General features: G+C 44.1%; 17 protein-coding genes. All 17 read left to right on the top strand.

Annotated elements, in window-relative coordinates; all coding sequences use genetic code 11:
* Window positions 1-1,175, top strand: a 1,175-nt coding sequence (wcaM, locus tag ACOTX2_RS01840) for a colanic acid biosynthesis protein WcaM (protein ID WP_421625872.1), incomplete at its 5' end; no start/stop codon positions are given.
* A 174-nt stretch (window positions 1,176-1,349) separates the two neighbouring features.
* The gene (gene galF, locus ACOTX2_RS01835; protein WP_038416367.1) at window positions 1,350-2,246 is read left to right on the top strand and encodes a GalU regulator GalF; all 897 of its coding nucleotides are present in this window, start codon (window positions 1,350-1,352) and stop codon (window positions 2,244-2,246) included.
* A gap of 327 nt (window positions 2,247-2,573) precedes the next feature.
* Window positions 2,574-3,971: a mannose-1-phosphate guanylyltransferase/mannose-6-phosphate isomerase gene (locus ACOTX2_RS01830; RefSeq protein WP_032103498.1), complete on the top strand. Its 1,398-nt coding sequence runs from the start codon at window positions 2,574-2,576 to the stop codon at window positions 3,969-3,971.
* Window positions 3,971-5,353 carry a phosphomannomutase/phosphoglucomutase gene (locus ACOTX2_RS01825; protein WP_032609656.1) on the top strand — a complete coding sequence of 461 codons (1,383 nt, stop codon included), beginning with the start codon at window positions 3,971-3,973 and terminating at the stop codon, window positions 5,351-5,353. Before ACOTX2_RS01830 ends, ACOTX2_RS01825 begins: the two co-directional genes overlap by 1 nt.
* 34 nt (window positions 5,354-5,387) lie before the next feature.
* Complete coding sequence (locus ACOTX2_RS01820; RefSeq protein ID WP_032609654.1) at window positions 5,388-6,707, top strand: O-antigen ligase family protein; 1,320 nt, start codon at window positions 5,388-5,390, stop codon at window positions 6,705-6,707.
* Window positions 6,704-7,834, top strand: coding sequence for a glycosyltransferase (locus tag ACOTX2_RS01815; protein ID WP_023295010.1), 1,131 nt, complete (start codon window positions 6,704-6,706; stop codon window positions 7,832-7,834). Before ACOTX2_RS01820 ends, ACOTX2_RS01815 begins: the two co-directional genes overlap by 4 nt.
* Window positions 7,835-7,844: 10 nt before the next feature.
* Window positions 7,845-9,029, top strand: a complete 1,185-nt coding sequence (locus ACOTX2_RS01810) for a glycosyltransferase family 4 protein (RefSeq protein WP_038416365.1) — start codon at window positions 7,845-7,847, stop codon at window positions 9,027-9,029.
* Entirely contained in the window at window positions 9,026-10,519 is a 1,494-nt protein-coding gene (murJ, locus tag ACOTX2_RS01805) for a murein biosynthesis integral membrane protein MurJ (RefSeq protein ID WP_080460803.1), read from the top strand. The genes ACOTX2_RS01810 and murJ overlap by 4 nt, the downstream gene beginning before the upstream one ends.
* Window positions 10,520-10,528: 9 nt before the next feature.
* Window positions 10,529-11,728 (top strand): glycosyltransferase, encoded by a 1,200-nt coding sequence (locus ACOTX2_RS01800; protein ID WP_421625871.1) that lies wholly within the window; start codon window positions 10,529-10,531, stop codon window positions 11,726-11,728.
* Complete coding sequence (locus ACOTX2_RS01795) at window positions 11,706-12,887, top strand: glycosyltransferase family 4 protein (protein WP_421625870.1); 1,182 nt, start codon at window positions 11,706-11,708, stop codon at window positions 12,885-12,887. The genes ACOTX2_RS01800 and ACOTX2_RS01795 overlap by 23 nt, the downstream gene beginning before the upstream one ends.
* 43 nt (window positions 12,888-12,930) lie before the next feature.
* Window positions 12,931-14,367, top strand: coding sequence for an undecaprenyl-phosphate galactose phosphotransferase WbaP (gene wbaP / locus ACOTX2_RS01790; RefSeq protein ID WP_038416362.1), 1,437 nt, complete (start codon window positions 12,931-12,933; stop codon window positions 14,365-14,367).
* A 39-nt stretch (window positions 14,368-14,406) separates the two neighbouring features.
* Window positions 14,407-15,438 carry a glycosyltransferase gene (locus ACOTX2_RS01785; protein ID WP_063147734.1) on the top strand — a complete coding sequence of 344 codons (1,032 nt, stop codon included), beginning with the start codon at window positions 14,407-14,409 and terminating at the stop codon, window positions 15,436-15,438.
* Window positions 15,439-15,517: 79 nt separating this feature from the next.
* Window positions 15,518-16,582: a dTDP-glucose 4,6-dehydratase gene (rfbB, locus tag ACOTX2_RS01780; RefSeq protein ID WP_038416360.1), complete on the top strand. Its 1,065-nt coding sequence runs from the start codon at window positions 15,518-15,520 to the stop codon at window positions 16,580-16,582.
* Between the two features lie 15 nt (window positions 16,583-16,597).
* Window positions 16,598-17,464, top strand: a complete 867-nt coding sequence (rfbA, locus tag ACOTX2_RS01775) for a glucose-1-phosphate thymidylyltransferase RfbA (protein WP_100148664.1) — start codon at window positions 16,598-16,600, stop codon at window positions 17,462-17,464.
* 12 nt (window positions 17,465-17,476) lie between these two features.
* Entirely contained in the window at window positions 17,477-18,367 is an 891-nt protein-coding gene (gene rfbD / locus ACOTX2_RS01770) for a dTDP-4-dehydrorhamnose reductase (protein ID WP_038416359.1), read from the top strand.
* Window positions 18,368-18,377: 10 nt separating this feature from the next.
* A complete protein-coding gene (rfbC, locus tag ACOTX2_RS01765) occupies window positions 18,378-18,926 on the top strand; it encodes a dTDP-4-dehydrorhamnose 3,5-epimerase (protein ID WP_063147738.1) in 549 nt (182 codons plus the stop codon).
* A 135-nt stretch (window positions 18,927-19,061) separates the two neighbouring features.
* On the top strand, window positions 19,062-20,468 hold the full coding sequence (gndA, locus tag ACOTX2_RS01760; protein ID WP_023294999.1) for an NADP-dependent phosphogluconate dehydrogenase: 1,407 nt from the start codon (window positions 19,062-19,064) through the stop codon (window positions 20,466-20,468).
* Window positions 20,469-20,632 lie beyond the last annotated feature (164 nt).

Below are 20,632 nucleotides of genomic sequence, written 5' to 3'. Positions count from 1 at the left end.
CCGGCATTTTCATTCCTGATGGCAAAACCCTGCTGATCCGCGGTGCGCTGAAGGGCAACGGCCGCGGACGATTTGTACTCCAGGAAGGCTGCAAGGTCATTGGGGAAGGAGAAGGGCGCACGCATAACATCACGCTGGACGTGCGTGGCTCCGACTGTGTCATTAAAGGGCTGGCGATGAGCGGCTTCGGCCCCGTCACCCAGATCTACATCGGCGGTAAAAAGCGGCGAGTGATGCGCAACCTGCTCATCGATAACATTACCGTGACGCAAGCCAACTACGCGATCCTGCGTCAGGGGTTCCACAATCAGGTGGACGGTGCGCGCATTACCAATAGTAAATTCAGCCACTTGCAGGGTGACGCGATTGAGTGGAACGTGGCGATTAACGACCGCAACATCCTGATCTCGGACCACGTGATCGATAACATCAACTGCACCAACGGCAAGATCAACTGGGGCATAGGCATCGGGTTGGCCGGCAGTACGTACGACAATGATTATCCGGAACAGCAGACCGTTAAAAACTTCGTGGTGGCAAATATCACCGGCAGCAACTGTCGGCAGCTGGTGCATGTTGAAAACGGTAAACACTTTGTAATCCGTAATATCAAGGCCAGCAATATTACTCCCGACTTCAGTAAAAAGGCCGGAATTGATAACGCGACGGTAGCTATTTATGGCTGTGATAATTTCGTTATTGATAATGTCGATATGGTCAACAGCGCCGGAATGCTAATTGGCTATGGCGTGATCAAGGGCGATTATCTGTCGATACCGCAGAACTTCAAACTTAACGATATTCGCCTGGATAACCGACAGCTTGCCTATAAGCTGCGCGGGATACAGATTTCCTCCGGCAATGCCACGTCGTTTGTTGCCATCACCAACGTGGAGATGCAGCGGGCAACGCTTGAGCTGCATAACAAACCCCAACACCTTTTCTTACGTAATATCAACGTGATGCAGGAGTCAACAACGGGACCGGCCCTGAAGATGAACTTCGATTTGCGCAAAGACGTGCGCGGGAAGTTTATGGCTAAAAACGAGACGTTGCTGTCGCTTGCGAACATAAAAGCGGTTAATGAAAAGGGGCAGAGCTCGGTGGATATTGATCGCGTTGATCAACACGTGGTGAATACGGAACGGTTGAATTTTGCGCTGCCGCACAGGTAATCATCCAGACTATTTTGCGACAATTCCTGGAACGAAATCGCGATCTATTCAGATTACAACTACTGTAATTTGTGGTGGGGTGACCTAGGATTACTTCATATTTACGGCAAAACATGCTGGCGAAAACAGGTTTAAAAGCTATAATTCGTCAACCATTTTAAGGTGGAAGAAATAATGATTAATTTGAAAGCAGTCATACCGGTAGCGGGTCTGGGCATGCATATGTTGCCAGCCACGAAGGCAATTCCCAAAGAGATGCTGCCGATCGTTGACAAGCCGATGATTCAGTACATCGTCGACGAGATTGTTGCTGCAGGGATCAAAGAAATCGTTCTGGTGACGCACTCTTCGAAGAATGCGGTAGAGAACCACTTCGACACCTCTTATGAACTCGAAGCGCTGCTCGAGCAGCGCGTTAAGCGTCAGCTTCTGGCGGAAGTTCAGTCTATCTGCCCTCCTGGCGTGACCATCATGAACGTGCGTCAGGCGCAGCCGCTGGGTTTGGGCCATTCTATTTTGTGCGCGCGTCCGGTCGTAGGCGATAACCCGTTTATCGTGGTATTGCCCGATATCATCATTGATACCGCCTCTGCCGATCCGCTGCGTTACAACCTGGCGGCAATGGTGGCACGCTTCAACGAAACGGGTCGCAGCCAGGTGCTGGCGAAACGTATGAAGGGTGATCTCTCTGAGTACTCTGTTATTCAGACTAAAGAGCCGCTGGAGTCGGAAGGGCAGGTGAGCCGTATCGTTGAGTTTATCGAAAAACCCGATCAGCCGCAGACCCTGGACTCCGACCTGATGGCAGTTGGTCGTTATGTGCTGAATGCGGATATCTGGGCTGAGCTGGAAAAAACCGAGCCGGGTGCCTGGGACCGTATCCAGCTGACCGATGCGATTGCCGAGCTGGGGAAAAAGCAATCCGTTGATGCCATGCTGATGACCGGTGACAGCTATGACTGCGGTAAGAAAATGGGGTATATGCAGGCGTTTGTGAACTATGGCCTGCGTAACCTGAAGGAAGGGGCGAAGTTCAGAAGCCGGATTGAGAAGTTGCTGGCTAACGACTGATAGTCCTTCCGCAGTCTGAAAGACTTTATGCGCGGCAGCCATCATTTTGTTATGTTGTTACATAAACAAAATGATGGCTGCCGCTTTTTGTTATTAATTCCTGTGATAACAGAGAGTTACCTGCTTCAAATCTGGACTGATTTGTAACGATTTGTGCTTGTTTCCGAGTCCATTTAGGACGACAATTAACGCCAGTTTTTTGTCTGTAATCAGACCTCAAAATCCTTTATTCAACATTCGCTCAGTGCACTGGTAGCTGTTAAGCCAGGGGCGGTAGCGTGCCTTTTTTACACACAATCTAGTATTGAGCAAAGCAGGAGAAGCAGGATGTTACTTCCAGTGGTGATCGCAGGAGGAACAGGGAGTCGACTATGGCCGATGTCTCGCGAGTTGCAGCCTAAGCAATTCCTTTCATTCCATCAGGGCGGATCGATGCTGCAAAATACGATTTCACGCCTCGACGGTCTGGATGTGACCGATCCGATTGTTATCTGCAATGAAGATCACCGTTTTCTGGTGGCCGAGCAGTTGAGACAAATGCATAAGCTCGCCGGGAATATCATTCTTGAACCTGTTGGGCGCAATACGGCACCGGCTATTACTCTGGCTGCCCTCCATGCACTGGAAACTGGTGAAGATCCTGTCATGCTCATTCTGGCTGCCGATCACTTGATTGCCGACACAGCCACATTCCATTCCGTCATTACCAACGCCATTCCTTTTGCAGAACAAGGCAAATTGGTTACCTTCGGTATCGTGCCTACGCAGCCAGAAACTGGCTACGGCTACATTCAGCGTGGTGAAGAACAACATGCCGATCAGTCTACCGCCTGGAAAATCAAGCGCTTTGTTGAAAAACCGGATCAGGCGACCGCTATCTCTTACCTCGAAAGTAAAGAGTATCTCTGGAACAGCGGTATGTTTATGTTCCGGGCCTCTTCCTATCTGAACGAAGTTGCGAAATTTTGTCCGTCGATCCTTGATGCATGCAAAAATGCCATGCAGCAGCCCGTCAGCGATCTCGATTTTATCAAACTCGATAAAGAGACATTCACCTGTTGTCCGTCTGATTCCATCGACTATGCGGTGATGGAACATACAGACCTGGGCATTGTGACGGCGATGGATGCAGGGTGGAACGACGTGGGCTCGTGGTCAGCGCTATGGGAAACCTCGTCGCATGATGCTAATGGCAACGCGCTGATTGGCGATGTTTTCACCCATCAGACCCGCGATTGTTATATCCGCAGCGAAGGGAAATTAACCGCAGCGTTAGGGTTGGACGACCTTATTATTGTTAATACCAAAGATGCGCTGCTGGTTTCCCATAAGGATAATGTCCAGGATGTGAAAGTTGTTGTTGAGCATCTAAAAGCCCATTCACGTGCTGAATGTCGCGAACATACCACGCGTTATATGCCCTGGGGCCATGTCGAAACGCTTGTTCGGGATACGCGTTACCGGGTTAACCGTGTAACCATTATTCCTGGTGGTGAGCTCTCGCTTCAGCTGCATCATCATCGTATTGAGCACTGGGTTGTGCTGACCGGAACGGCGCTAATTGGTGTCGAAGGGAACGAAATTTATCTCACTGAAAATGAATCAACGACAATCCCTGTGGGAAAAAAACATAAGCTCTCGAATCCAGGAAAAATAAATCTGGAAATTCTGGAAATTCAGTTTGGTAGTTATTTGGGTGAAGATGACGTACTAAGGATTTCATAATGGAAAATAACAATAAAAAATTAAGTTGTTTTAAGGCCTATGATATTCGGGGGAAATTAGGTGAAGAGCTTAATGAGGATATTGCCTGGCGTATTGGTCGCGCTTATGCGCAATGTCTGGAACCAAAACAGGTTGTTGTCGGCGGCGACGTTCGTCTGACAAGTGAGTCTCTGAAGCTGGCTCTCGCGGAAGGCTTGATGGCGGGCGGCTGTGATGTGCTTGATATTGGACTTTCTGGCACAGAAGAGATTTACTTCGCCACCTTCCATCTGGGCGTTGATGGCGGTATAGAAGTAACGGCCAGCCATAATCCGATTGACTATAACGGGATGAAGCTGGTTCGCAGCGGTGCCCGGCCGATCAGCGGTGACACGGGTTTGAAAGAGATCCAGCTCCTCGCGGAAATAAATGATTTCGCCCCATCTCAGCGTATGGGAAGCTATAAAAAGATTAACGTTCTTAATGAGTATGTTGATCATTTACTGGGCTATATCAATCTCGACAATTTCCGCATTAAACCGATTAAGTTAGTCATCAACTCCGGTAATGGTACCGCGGGGCACGTTATTGATGAAATTGAAAAGCGTTTCAAAACGGCCGGCATTCCTGTCGATTTTATAAAAGTTCATAACGATCCGGATGGTACTTTCCCGCACGGTATTCCAAATCCACTTCTGCCAGAAGCACGCCAGGATACCGCCAATGCGGTTGTTACAGCTGAAGCGGATATGGGTATCGCGTTTGACGGAGATTTTGATCGCTGCTTCCTGTTTGACGAGAAAGCCAATTTTATCGAAGGTTACTATATCGTTGGACTCTTAGCAGAAGCCTTCCTGAATAAAGAGCGTGGCGCGAAAATCATCCACGACCCGCGACTGACCTGGAATACGGTTGATATTGTCGAGCGCGCGGGCGGGATCCCTGTGATGTCTAAAACCGGTCATGCTTTTATTAAAGAGCGTATGCGCAAAGAGAATGCGGTATACGGCGGTGAAATGAGCGCTCACCATTATTTCCGTGAGTTTGCTTATTGTGACAGCGGCATGATTCCATGGTTGCTGGTTGCTGAACTGGTAATAACATCCGGACGCTCTCTTGGCTCGCTGGTGGAATCACGTATCGCACGCTTCCCTGTATCTGGTGAAATTAATCGCAAAGTGGTCCATGCTTCTGCGTTAATTGATGAGATTGAAAACCGCTACTCCTCCCTGGCTGTGGATATTGACTACACGGATGGACTGAGCATGTCTTTCCCGGGCTGGCGCTTTAACATTCGCACCTCCAATACCGAACCGCTGCTGCGTCTAAATGTGGAAGCAGATGCCGATCTGGGTTTAATGGAAGCGAAACGAGATGAGCTGTTAGGGCTGATAAAAAGCTAATTTCTAAGTTGCCTAATCGCGTGGGAAAATATTAATGTTAGAAGTCTTATTAGCGGCAATCGTAGGTTTAATTTTCTTTTTTGTTTTCCTCGCTCTGCACCTACGCATCAGGTTGTTAATGGTGCTGGTATGTAGCATTCCGCAGCTCTATCTGGTGCAATTAGGTGGAGCCGATGTTCCAATGGCATTTCTGCTTCCGGCATTGCTCCTGCCTGAATTTATTATTAATGCAAACCGGTTCTTAGCAAAAGCAACGAATATTATGCTTCTTGGCCTGATACTCATCAGCACCCTGAGCCTTGCGTGGTCGGTTGAGAAATCGATGGGTATTCGTGATATTGCCTATTTGTGTGAATTTATCGTCATCTCAAACGCCGTCTACGTTTTAGCGGTGAAAGATCGAGTTGCATTGTATAAAACTATCAACGTTATGTTGTTTTTTGTTTGCTTGCAGGCGATTACGGTCATCACCTTTAGATTTAATGAGTCACTCGAATTGGCGGTAGTGTTGTCCCCTATAAGTAAATATACGATGGGAATGAATACGCTTCAGAGCTTATTAGATGGAGCCAGGAATAACTTCTACGATCCGGTTAAAGCGGGTGGGGTTTTGTTCGTTAATGCCAATGCTGCTGCCTGTTATGCAGGAATCTCATCCTTTATGGCTTGGGGCATTTACAAGGCGTTGAAATCAAAAATCACGCTTATGATGGCTATTCTGCTCTGGGCAACCGTATTTTTTACCGGCTCCAAAGCGGGCGTCCTTTTCGCGATACTTATCCCGGCATTTATTTTCTATCTGAAACTTCAGCGTTCGACACGCGTCATTTTGAGTTCAGTAGGCGCCTCGTTTGCCATAGTATTAATCGCTATAAGCGTTGTTTTCAGCATTACCGAACAAAGCGTTTTTTTAAAAGAATCCACGGATACGGCTGAAACACGTTACGAGATATGGAACTATGCGTTTGACGCATTTTTAAATAATCCACTGATGGGGCAGGGCTACGGTGGTTGGGAAGCCGATTACAGTAAGCACACTGATTATTTCCTTCCGCCACACAACACGCTTATTTATCTTTGGTCTAAGTCAGGAATTATTGCTTCAATGCTGGGGCTAGGTTTTATCCTTTGCAGCATTGGGGTTGCTTTGAGAGCAATACGAAGTACAAATAATGAACAAAAAAACATCGGCTTTTCCTTCCTGATGGTGCTTTCCTGGCTTTTTGCTCACGGATTTGGCGAAAACTTTGGCTTAATAGGTGAGCAACACCAGATGATCGTGTTAGCCGTAATGCTTGGGCTTTGCCTGGCAGCAAATTTACCAATTAATCGGCATAATAGGGTACAGGAATGAAGACGGTCGGTATTTTCAGAAACCAGCTTTTTAAGGGTTCGGAAGTTTTTATTCAGCAGCAGGCTGAAGCATTACAGTGTTTTGATAAATGCTATATCGGCAGACGCCTTATCGGGACGAAACCAGAAGGCTCAGTCGCATGTGTATTGAATGAACATGGAAATGTTTACGGTAAACTCGCAGAAATGGTGAATGCGATCACCACGTCGCAGCTGCCTTATCAGTCTGTTTTAAAATCACAGCCCTTAGACCTCATTCATGCACACTTTGCGATCGATGGACTTTATGCTTTAAAGCTGGCGCAGAAGAAAGGTATTCCTTTGGTGACAACACTTCATGGATTTGATGTGACGGTCAGTAATAAGGATTTACTGGCGTCACGGTCACCCGCCTGGATTAATTATCTTCTTCATCAACATAAAGTAAAAAGTCAGGGTGATAAGTTTATTTGTGTTTCAGATTTCATTGCCCGCCAGGCTCTGCAACACGGTTTCCCGGAAAGCAAAATCATTCAGCACTATATTGGTATTGATGTGAATAAATATCAGCCGCGTGCAAAAGAGGACGATCAAGGCATTATCCTTCATGTTGCAAGGCTGGTAGAGAAAAAAGGGACAGCCGTATTAATCAATGCAGTCAAGCAGGTAAAGTTATTAAATCCTGATGTTAAGCTTGTGATTATAGGAGAAGGGCCGTTATTGGATGGGCTGAAGGCTCAGGTCACATCCCTTGGTCTGGATCAAACCGTTACTTTTACAGGCGCGTTGCCCCACGTCGATGTTATGGCATGGATGCGTAAAGCTAGCATGTTGGTTTTACCGAGCATTACAGCGAAAACCGGTGATGCTGAAGGGTTGGGTATGGTTCTTCTTGAAGCGGCAGTGACCGGTGTTCCTGTCATCGGTACTCAGCATGGTGGGATACCAGAGGCGATTATAGATGAGCAAACTGGATTTTTAGTTAAAGAGCGAGATGACAAGCAGCTTGCAGATCGTATCTCATACTTATCTAATAATGAAAATATAAGATTTATTATGGGGACTAATGCGCGTGAATTTGTTAATCAAAAGTTTAACTTATCTCAACAAACAACAAAATTAGAAAATATATATCAAAAACTTTTATAATAGGCTGCGCATGAAACATAATATTCTTATTGTTTGCCGCTCGTTACCCATTCATACACTTGGTGGTATGGAGCTTATTACATTAGATTTAGTATCAGAGTTGGCCAAAAATTCAAATAACGACGTTACTGTTCTAACAACTGATATTGAACCAGAAAAAAAACAACAGAATGAAAACTTCGCTGTTAGCTATGTCGCTGGCAGTCCCTCAGGTAAATATAGTCGTTATTGGTGGAGTCGAAGTTCTTTAGAAGCACGAAAAATAATTCTTGAGAAAAATATTGATTCGGTAATTAGTGTGAGCTCTGGAGCTTACGAGATTGTTAAGCTCAAAAAAGAGTTTCCAAATGTTAAATTTATTTTCCAGGCTCACGGAACTTCGTTAGGCGAAATAGTATCGAAGTTTAGATCGAAAAATATTAAATCAATAATAGGTAGTGTCAGAAACTTCTCCTGGATTGTAAAAGATATCCTGAGTTATAACCGATTCGACAAAATTGTAGCTGTTGGAGGTCATGTATATAAGCAGCTAACATCAGGTATTTTGTCACATTTTTTTGAAAAAAATAAATGTGTGTGCATCAATAATGGTGTTGATAATGCCCTATTTGGATATGACGAAAATCGACGTCTTTTGAAAAGAAGTGAGCATGATATCGAAACCAACATAAAGGTTTTCCTTTCAGTTTCACGTTTACATAAGCAAAAGGGCGTTCTAAGTGCTATTAAACTATTTAATGAATATAGAAACTTAAACAAACACTCGTTTCTAATAATTGTTGGTGATGGGCCTCATCGAAAACAAATACAAGAGTATGTACACTCTCTGGGTATAGCTGATTCGGTTTTATTAGTAGGTAATAAAACAAGAGTGCAAATAAGCGAGTACCTTTCGGCTTCAGATTGTCTTTTATTCTTAAGCGATCGTATTGAAGTCGGTCTAACCTTGAATATGCTTGAGGCGTTGACTTCAGGCTTACCTATTGTCGTTGGTAATAATTTTAAAACCACGATTGATAATCCTGGTGCTTTAAATAACTTGATTTTTTCAACTAATGTAAATGAAATAGATTGTAAAATTCAAGAGGGGCTTGAAAAAAGGAGCTCTTTTGTTACTAACGATTATAGCTTAAGTACAATGGCTAATAAATATCAAACATTGCTCGATAGAATGATGAGTAACAAATCACAATGAAAAAAGCCATTAGCCAGCTGCTTGGCGGCAATATGCTTTCGAAGGTCCTTGGTTTGGTCAGGGAAGTTTTGATGGCAAAATTTTTTGGTACAGGAGATATCAACGGGGCTTACCGTATTGCGCAAACGGGAACCCTAGTACCAATAAACTTTATGACCAGTGACAGCCTTAATTCAGCATTCATCCCATTATATAAAAAATATCTCACCGAGAATGAATTTCGTGCATCGACTTTCAAGCTCTGTATGTTTATTTTTTTCGCTCTGATATCTGTATTTATATTCATTGTTCTGTATTTTTTATCAGACTATTGGATCGGTATCATGGCTCCCGGAATTGGCGGGAATGCGCGTGAGATGTCGACTGAGTTACTTAAGATAATGGCAATTTGTTGTCCTTTCTATCTTTTTTCAGCGTTGATAAATTATTTGTCGATGGCACATGGAGATTATAAACCCATATCTATGCGGGCCTCCATTCAGAATGTCGGCATGCTGTTGGGAGTGGTTGCTGCATATTATTATAATAATTATCTATTACTTGCATGGGGTTTTACAGGTAGCTATATAATTTTTAGTATCTGGGCGCTTATCCGTGCAAGAAAGGGCACTATTCTAGCCCTCCCTGGTCGTTTTGATGCGGCCGAAGTCAAATTGGTAATGAAGAGTTTTTGGATAACGCTTCGGCCCTTGCTTATACTACCTCTAATATTGCAAGGTAATATTACTCTGGAAAGGGCACTAGCATCATTAATCAGTATTGATGTAGTGTCCGGACTCGATTATGCCCGGTTTATTACTGACACTGTTGTTTTTATTTTGTCTGTGCCAATAGCATTTGCTGGATTATCTGAATGGTCATCGCAGAATCCAGAAGTTGTTCGAGATAAGATAAGGTTTATTTATAATTGGCTGGCACTGCTTGTTATAAACATGTCTTTTTTCATTTTTTTCTATGCAAAAGACATCGTTATTCTACTGTTTATGCGTGGTGCATTTGATCAGCACTCCGTAACGGTAACAACTGATATTATTCAAGGAATGTGCATAGGCCTTTGGGCTCAGGTGATAGGTTATATATTCATTAAGGCATTGAGCGCACATCTCAATAATAAGAAAGTATTGGTTGTGATGATGGTTGCATTGCTGAGTAATGCGGTTGTCAACCTGGCGACGTATAAAATGTGGGGTGCATTTGGGTTAGGGCTAGGGAATTCGATATACAGTTTAATGATGTTTATCCTTAGCGCGTGTTACTTAAGAATTGCAAAAGATCTTTTTCCTGTGTTAATTAAAATTTCTTTGGGGTTAATTCTTTATACATCTATTATCTTGACTCTTGGGCATTACATTATTCAACCTGATAATGTTATTTTCCGACTCTTGATTAATGGCGCAATATTTGTGATGTTTAGTCTGTTATGGGCAATGTTATTCCCATTGTACCGAAATGGTATTAAAGGGATTTTCCAAAAAAAGGGACTGAGATAGCGTATTTTTATGAACAAAAATAAAGATATAAAAGACATCGTCGTCTTATCCACGGCAGACTGGGACAACCCATTCTGGACAAATAAACAGCATGTTGCCTTAGAGCTGGCAAACCGTGGACACCGTGTTCTTTACATAGAGTCTCTGGGACTGCGCCGACCTAGTGTAAATAAGAAAGACCTTTCGCGTATCTTCCGCCGGGTTCTTAAAGCGATTAAAGCACCTCGAAAAGTGCGCGACAATGTCTGGGTATGGTCACCAATTTCCATCCCATTTAATAACTACGCTATTGTGCGTAAGCTTAATAAACTGATTTTGAGCAGCGCGCTCCAATTCTGGTGCTGGCGTTTAAAATTCAAAGACGAAACGCTATGGACCTATAACCCGTTGACCACGCGTTTTCTGGAGCCGGGTGATTTCGGTTATGTTGTTTATCATTGTGTCGACGAAATTAAAGCTCAGCCTGGAATGCCGGTAGAGATCCTTCAGGATGCAGAGGAAGAGCTTGTACGTCGCGCAGACATTACCTTTGTCACTTCTCTGACGCTTCTGAAGTCAAGAAAGCATTGGAGCGATGAGGTCTATTACTTCTCTAACGTAGCTGACTATAATCACTTTTCAAAAGCGTTGGATGATCAACTGCCCGTTCCTGCCGACCTGAACGCGATCCCGGAGCCAAGAATTGGCTTTATTGGCGCTATAAGCGGCTATAAGGTGAATTTCTCTCTCCTGGAAGCGATTGCAGAAGCTCATCCTGAGTGGTCGCTAGTGATGATTGGCGATGTTGGCGAGGGAGATCCGAACACTGATGCGACTCAACTTACCCGTCACAAAAATATTCATTTAATTGGGCCAAGGGCGTACCAGCAGTTGCCTGGTTACCTGAAGGGCTTTGCCGCAACTTTGCTGCCTAATAATTTGAATGAATATACTGCTTCAATGTTCCCTATGAAGTTCTTTGAGTATCTGGCGGCAGGGAAGGCAGTGGTGAGTGTCGATTTAGCGTCCTTGTGTGACTTTAAAGACTATTTTCGCGTTGCCCACACCCCCGTTGAGTTTATTTCAGCTCTGGAAGATATTACCTCTGGCGATCGGATTTCTGTGGAGAAATGTCAGGAGCTTGCCCGAGAATATACTTACCAGTCACGCACTGAAAAAATGTTTAAGCTAATTGATGAGAAGCGCAATGAAAGTAGCAATCGTTCATGAGTGGTTCAGTTCCTATGCGGGTTCTGAAAAAGTGGTTGAGCAAATTTTACGTTGTTATCCCGATGCGGATATTTTCGCTGTATGTGATTTCTTAAAGACAAAAGAAAAACATTTTCTTAATAATAAAAAAGTCACTACAACATTTATTCAGCGTTTGCCATTTGCAGCAAAAAAATTCCAGTCTTATCTGCCGTTGATGCCGTTGGCTATCGAACAGCTTGATATGTCTGCTTATGACGTAGTTATTTCAAGTAGTCATGCTGTTTCCAAAGGGGTGATCACTGGCCCTGACCAAATTCATGTGTCGTATGTCCATTCTCCTATCCGTTACGCGTGGGATTTCCAGCACCAGTATCTGCGGGAATCCGGCCTGAACAAAGGTCTGAAAGGGTGGCTTGCTAAGTATCTCCTGCATAAGATTCGTATTTGGGATTACCGTACCGCTGCGGGCGTTAATCATTTTATTGGTAACTCACGGTTTATTGCGCGCCGCATTAACAAGGTTTATGGCAGACAAGCAGACGTCATCTATCCGCCGGTGAATACGGATAAGTTCGAATTCAGTGACAAAAAAGAGGATTTCTATCTGGCTGCTTGTCGCATGGTGCCTTATAAGCGTGTTGATCTTATTGTTAGTGCGTTTGCCAAAATGCCTGATAAAAAGTTAGTGGTTATCGGTGATGGTTCTGAGATGGATAAGATCAAACAGCTGGCGATGGATAATATCACGCTACTCGGCTATCAGGATGACGCTGCAATGGTCGACTATATGAAGCGTGCTAAAGCTTACGTATTTGCTGCAGAAGAGGATTTTGGTATCTCGCCTGTAGAAGCACAAGCAAGCGGTACGCCGGTCATTACTTTCGGTAAAGGCGGGTGCCTCGAAACGGTTAAACCCCTTGGTAGCGATAAACCGACTGGGCTGTTCTTCTTTGAACAAACCGCAGACGCCATATGCGAAGCAGTGAATACCTTTGAAAAATACGCCGATGAAATTAAGCCAGAAGACTGTCGCGAACATGCTTTAACATTTTCAGAGCAGCGTTTCCGTGACGAGATTAGTCAGTATGTCGATAGTGCCTGGGCTCAATACTCTGAGTCGCTGATCAATACTCAGGCTGCGCGAGTACAGAACAGTTATACTCATCCGGAAAAATAATGACCACGGCATAAATCAGCCGATTTATGTCAGGATTTAAACAATGAAAATCAGCGTATTTAAAGATCAAAAGAAAGAATTTATTTGCCGTGGGGCCTTAATTGCATCGGATTTATTTTGGCTTAATGTTTCTTTGGGGCTTTCCTTTTTAACCGTTATGTTTTTTATTGGCGACCTGAATACCTTTATGCCAATTCTACAAATTGATGTGAGGGTGTTGTCACACTTTATTCTGACAGTAATGTGTGTTTTTTGGTTTGGCGTCCGCTTACGTCATTATGCACAAAAGAAACCCTTCTGGTCTGAACTTAAAGAAACACTGCGTACTATTGTCATCTTTTCGATCTTCGATCTTGCATTAGTAGCATTTTCTAAATGGCACTTTTCTCGCTATATTTGGGCCTACTGTTGGCTATATGCCATCATTATGGTTCCGTTATCGCGTGAATTTACAAAAATCATTCTTAACAAATTTGGCTACTGGAAAAAGCGCACCGTTATTTTAGGTACCGGACGAAATGCGCGTGAAGCCTATTATGCTTTACAAAGCCATGAGGTGTCTGGTTTCAAAATTGATGCGTTTTGTGATTTTGATGCGACAGCCGATATTATGGAAGAGTGTCCGATCGTTAAAGATGAAGAGACATTGCTTACTCATTATAATTCGTTTTCAACTCAGTTCGTAGTCGCGTGCGATTTTGACGAAAAGGATAAATTTGAAAACTGGTTACGATTCCTTGCGAAACATAAGTGCCGTAACGTTATAATTATTCCTTCTCTGAGAGGATTTCCTTTATACGGCACTAGTATGTCATTTATATTTAGCCACGAAGTATTACTTCTTCAGGTTCACAATAATCTGTCTAAACTGACCTCGCGCTTTATTAAGCGTACCTTCGATATCGTCTGCACCTTAGGCATTCTTCTTGTTTCATCGCCACTGCTGGTTTACCTGTGGTATAAAGTTTCCCGTGATGGTGGGCCGGCTATCTATGCTCATACGAGAATTGGGCGCCGTGGTGAGAAATTTGACTGTTATAAGTTTCGCTCTATGAATATCAATTCAAAAGAGATCCTTGCAGAATTACTTGAGAAAGATCCTGAAGCTCGTGCTGAATGGGAAAAAGATTTTAAGTTGAAAAACGATCCGCGTATTACTGCCATTGGTCACTTCATTCGTAAAACGAGTCTTGATGAGTTACCTCAGTTATTTAACGTACTTAAAGGTGAGATGAGCCTGGTCGGCCCGCGTCCGGTCATCCACGAAGAGCTGGAACGCTATGCCGATGACGTTGAATATTATCTGATGGTAAAGCCAGGCATGACTGGCCTGTGGCAGGTGAGTGGACGTAACGATGTTGACTACACCACGCGTGTTTATTTTGACTCCTGGTATGTCAAAAACTGGTCTTTGTGGAATGATATCGTCATTCTCTTCAAAACCGTCAATGTGGTTCTGTTGAGAAAAGGCGCTTACTGAATTAAGCACATTGGATATGGCCTCTAATACGGAGTTTTAATGAAAGCCTTTGTTTTTGTTAATGATAACGGCGCTGCTTTTAGCCGTTATAAAAAAAATGAGATCCCTGCGCAGTTCGTGTACGGCGTATCCAAATTAGAAAAGATGGGCTTTGAGGTAATGGTCGGTCGGGGGAATTTACTTAATGATCTTATTTCATTTTGGAAGTTCAAACCAGATTTGTTCTTTATGCCTTTTATTAAAAGAAAAACGATGCTTTTTTATATTCTGGCACGTTTTTTTTTATTTAAAACAAAGTTTGCGGGTTGGATGCATCTCGATGTTTTCGCCCCTCCAGTGTCTCGATTAAAGAAAGTAATACATTCATTGCTTCTGCCATTTTTAAAGTGTTATGTAAGAAAAATTGATGCGATTTTCTTTCTTTCGGAAAAGTCACGCGATGAAATCAAGGCCTCAAGGGGACTTCATTCTCATCAATGTCACTTTATACCATGGGGAGGGGATGCAACTTTCTATGCACCTTTTATTAATGGATTACATAACGAGAATATAATTTCGACAGGGCGTGAAAATAGGGATCTGCCGTCTGTAATGTCATCGGTAAAAAATAGCGACGTTACAATTGATATCTATACCAGCGATTTAAATTTGCCTGAAAGCTATGCAAATGTAAATGGCGACATTAGGATAAATAAAGGTCGCTGGGCATATACAGACTTGCTTGAGAAAGTAAGTGCATCAAAGAGTATGATTATCCCTATTAAAACAGATAAGATCAATTATTGTGTCGGATTGTCTTCATTGATTGAGGCTATCGCTTTAGGCGTGCCAGTTATTGCTACATACAACCCTTACTGGTATGTCGATATTGAGAAAGAGAAGTGCGGTATTTATATTAAAGATAATTCTTTAATTGAATGGACGCGCGCTCTAGAAAAGTTAAATAGGGATCCCGAATTGGTTGCTCAAATGTCTAAAAATGCATTGAAAACATTCGTAGAAAAATGTGACTTTGTCCGTACGGAAGAGATGCTTGCAATGCATATAGATAATATACTCAAAAAAAAGTGATCCTTTAAAAGCTTATAAAGAATTGTATGAGTCAGTTGAGTATAGAGCTCCTCTGAATAACTAACAGAAAGTGAAAACTATGAAAATTCTTGTCACTGGTGGTGCTGGTTTTATTGGTTCAGCCGTGGTTCGGCATATTATAAATAATACTCAGGATTCAGTATGCGTGGTTGATTGTTTAACCTATGCAGGTAATGTTGAGTCTCTGGCACCAGTTGAAAAAAATTCGCGATACTCATTCTCTCTAACTGATATTACTAATGCGAAAGCTGTTGCGGATATTTTCAATTCCTTCCAGCCTGATATCGTGATGCATTTGGCTGCTGAAAGTCATGTTGACCGTTCTATCGACGGACCCGCGGCCTTCATCCAGACTAACGTAATAGGTACATTCATTCTTCTTGAAGCATCGCGTCAGTATTACGCATCACTTGATGATGATAGGAAGAAGGTTTACCGCTTCCATCACATCTCTACTGATGAAGTTTTTGGCGATCTTCACGATGCTGACGGATTATTCACTGAAGAAACACCTTATGCGCCAAGTAGCCCTTACTCGGCCTCTAAGGCGGGTAGCGATCATTTAGTTCGCGCCTGGAATCGTACCTATGGTTTACCAACGGTGATTACCAACTGTTCTAACAACTATGGCCCCTACCATTTTCCAGAGAAGTTAATTCCGCTCATTATTCTTAATGCTTTGTCGGGAAAACCGCTCCCGGTCTATGGGAACGGCGAGCAGATCCGCGATTGGCTGTATGTTGATGATCACGCCCGCGCACTGTACAAAGTGGCTACAGAGGGCAAGATCGGTGAAACATATTGTATTGGTGGTCATAATGAACGTAAAAATATTGATGTTGTAAAAACTATTTGCGCAATTCTTGATAAACTCATCGATAAAAAACCAAACGGTATTGTCAATTTTGCAGAGCTTATAACTTTTGTTGCCGATCGTCCTGGACATGATCTTCGTTATGCCATTGATGCAACTAAAATGAAAAATGATCTCGGCTGGGAGCCTCTAGAAACCTTTGAAAGCGGGATCGAAAAAACTATTCAATGGTATCTTAATAATGAAGGTTGGTGGCAGCGTGTTCTTGATGGCTCTTACGCTGGTGAACGTCTTGGCCTGAACAAATAATCGAGGTATAGCGTTATGAAAGGAATTGTTTTAGCTGGCGGTTCAGGTACACGCCTGTACCCGATTACACAAGGTGTGTCTAAGCAACTGCTCCCTATATATGACAAGCCTATGATTTTTTACCCAGTATCGGTACTCATGCTTGCCGGTGTTCGGGATATCCTCATTATCACCACACCTGAAGATATGCCTGCTTTCCAGCGCTTAATGAAAGATGGCTCGCAGTTTGGTGTTAATTTCACCTACGCCGTGCAGCCCTCACCAGATGGCCTGGCACAGGCATTTACTATCGGTGAAAAGTTTATTGGCGACGAGCCTTGCGCATTAGTGTTGGGTGATAATATTTTCTTTGGTCAAAGTTTCGGTATGAAGTTGAATGCGGCGGCAAAGAAAACGTCAGGGGCAACTGTGTTTGGTTACCAGGTTCAGGATCCGGAGCGCTTTGGTGTTGTCGAGTTCGATGAACATTTCAAAGCATTATCTATTGAGGAAAAACCCCTCAAGCCTAAATCAAACTGGGCAGTCACTGGACTCTATTTCTATGACAATAATGTTGTCGACATGGTTAAGGAAATAAAGCCCTCTGCTCGCGGTGAGCTTGAAATCACAACTCTAAATCAGATGTATCTTGACCGGGGTGAGCTTGAGGTGGAGTTATTAGGTCGTGGATTTGCCTGGCTCGATACAGGTACTCATGATAGCTTGATTGAAGCTTCTCAGTTCATTCATACCATTGAAAAACGGCAGGGTATGAAAGTGGCATGCCTTGAAGAAATTGCATTCCGTAATAAATGGCTCAGTTCGGACGAAATAGCTGTTCAGGCCGATCTGCTTCAGAAAACATCTTATGGTCAATATTTGAAAATGTTGATTGGACAATAAACCGGCATGCCAATGAAAATTTTACTTGTAGGAAAAAACGGGCAGGTTGGATGGGAATTACAACGTTCTCTTTCCACTCTTGGAGAAGTCATCGCAGTAGATTATTTCGACAAGCATTTATGTGGTGACTTGACTGACCTTCCTGGCATCGCACAAACCGTACGATTGGTGAAACCTGACGTTATCGTTAACGCGGCAGCGCATACCGCTGTGGACAGAGCCGAACAAGAACGTAACCTGTCTGAGTTGCTCAATCAGAAAGGGGTTGCGGTTCTCGCTGAGGAGTCAGCGAAATTAGGTGCGCTCCTAATTCATTACTCTACAGATTATGTGTTTGATGGTGAGGGCGATCATTATCGGCTGGAAGATGAGGCGCCAGCACCGTTAAATGTCTATGGTGAGACTAAATTAGCAGGCGAGTTGGAAATTACGCGCCTTAATTCCCGACATCTCATATTCCGCACCAGCTGGGTTTATGCCACTCGTGGTAATAATTTTGCGAAAACCATGCTGCGTTTAGCTCGTGAGAAAGAGAGGTTGTCCGTTATCAACGACCAGCATGGCGCTCCGACAAGTGCTGAATTATTGGCTGATTGTACTGCACTGGCAATTCGAGAAGAGCAGAATAATAAATCTGTTGTTGGTAAATACCATTTAGTCGCAAGCGGGGAAACGACCTGGTTTGATTATGCAAATTTTGTTTTCGAAACGGCTAAAGCTCAGGGTGAGCCTCTTCTTATCCAGGAAGTTAACGGCATTTCTACCAGTGAGTATCCTACACCTGCTACTCGTCCGTTGAATTCGCGCCTCTCAAATCAGAAATTCCAGCGTGTGTTTAATGTGACACTTCCAGACTGGAAACAAGGTGTTGAACGTGTGGTAATAGAAGTTTTGGGGAAATAAAGAGTTAATAATGAATGTCATTGATACTGAAATTCCTGATGTAAAAATTATCGAGCCGGTCACTTTTGGTGATGAACGGGGTTTCTTTATGGAAACCTGGCAACAAAAGAAATTTTGTGAATTGGTATGCGAACGTAACTTCGTGCAGGATAACCACTCAAAATCTGCAAGGAATATTTTGAGAGGTTTACATTACCAGACTCAAAATCCACAAGGAAAATTGGTACGTGTTGTCAGCGGAGAAGTCTTTGATGTTGCTGTTGATATGCGAAAATCATCAGCCACGTTTGGGCGCTGGACAGGTATTATGCTTTCCGCTGAAAACAAACGTCAACTTTGGATCCCTGAGGGATTTGCTCACGGTTTTTACGTCTTGTCTGAAAGCGCTGAGTTTGTCTATAAGTGCACTGATTATTATAACCCTTTGTCTGAACATTCCCTATTGTGGAATGATGATTCTGTTGGGATTAAGTGGCCACTTATTGATGGTGAGTTACCCCTGCTGTCATCCAAGGATAGTTTAGGCAAGACGTTCGCCGATTCCGTCTATTTTGACTAAACGATACACTGTTTGCCTATCTCGCGGCCGTTAGCGCACCAAAGGCTATCCATAAGTAACAGGCTTGAGTTAACATCGTATATACATTCAAACTGCATCGCACCGCAGTGATTATCCCCAAGACAGGAGTATGTAATGTCAAAGCAACAGATCGGCGTTGTCGGTATGGCAGTGATGGGGCGCAACCTGGCGCTCAACATCGAAAGCCGTGGTTATACCGTCTCCGTTTTCAACCGCTCCCGTGATAAGACTGAAGAAGTCATCGCTGAGAATCCAGGCAAGAAGCTGGTTCCTTTCTATACGGTTAAAGAGTTCGTTGAGTCTCTGGAAACGCCTCGTCGTATCCTGTTAATGGTGAAAGCGGGCGCGGGTACCGATGCTGCTATCGATTCCCTGAAACCGTATCTGGATAAAGGCGACATCATCATTGATGGCGGCAACACCTTCTTCCACGACACCATTCGTCGTAACCGTGAACTGTCTGCGGAAGGCTTTAACTTCATCGGTACCGGCGTTTCCGGTGGTGAAGAAGGTGCACTGAAAGGTCCTTCTATCATGCCTGGCGGCCAGAAAGAAGCGTACGAACTGGTCGCGCCTATCCTGACCAAAATTGCAGCCGTTGCAGAAGACGGCGAGCCGTGCGTGACCTATATCGGTCCTGACGGTGCTGGCCACTATGTGAAAATGGTTCACAACGGCATCGAATACGGCGATATGCAGTTGATTGCCGAAGCATACTCCCTGCTGAAAGGTGGCCTGAACCTCTCTAACGAAGAACTCGCCGAGACCTTCACCGAGTGGAATAAAGGCGAGCTGAACAGCTACCTGATCGACATCACCAAAGATATCTTCACTAAAAAAGATGAAGAGGGTAAATACCTAGTTGATGTGATTCTGGATGAAGCAGCGAACAAGGGGACCGGTAAATGGACCAGCCAGAGCTCTCTGGATCTGGGCGAGCCTCTGTCCCTGATCACCGAATCTGTGTTTGCACGTTACATTTCCTCTCTGAAAGAGCAGCGTGTTGCCGCTTCAAAAGTACTGTCTGGTCCTCAGGCCAAGCCAGCGGGTGATAAAGCTGAATTCGTTGAGAAAGTTCGTCGTGCACTGTATCTGGGTAAAATCGTCTCTTATGCACAAGGTTTCTCTCAGCTGCGTGCCGCTTCAGACGAAAACAACTGGGATCTGAATTACGGCGAAATCGCGAAGATCTTCCGTGCTGGTTGCATTATCCGCGCTCAGTTCCTGCAGAAAATTACTGATGCGTACGCTGAAAATGCCGGTATCGCGAATCTGCTGCTGGCACCGTACTTCAAGAAAATCGCGGACGAATACCAGCAGGCGCTGCGTGACGTGGTTGCTTACGCTGTGCAGAACGGTATCCCTGTTCCGACCTTCTCCGCTGCGGTGGCGTACTATGACAGCTACCGTGCTGCCGTACTGCCAGCGAACCTGATCCAGGCGCAGCGTGATTACTTTGGTGCGCATACGTATAAACGTACCGATAAAGAAGGTGTGTTCCACACCGAATGGCTGGATTAATCTGATTTAACTCAGCCTGATAACAAAGCCCGGTGATGTTCACCGGGCTTTTTTTATAACGGATAAGCCCATCTGGACTTGCTTTGTCCAGCGAGTGTCTTTAAACACCCTATAAACCACTGCGTTTTCTCATTTCTGCAGCCAGGCATTCGCCTTGACAGCCG

The sequence above is a fragment of the Enterobacter cloacae complex sp. IR5412 genome (assembly GCF_049237385.1).
GTDB lineage: Bacteria > Pseudomonadota > Gammaproteobacteria > Enterobacterales > Enterobacteriaceae > Enterobacter > Enterobacter intestinihominis.
Note: the sequence above shows the minus strand (reverse complement) of the source record. Positions and strands in the feature narration are given on the sequence as shown.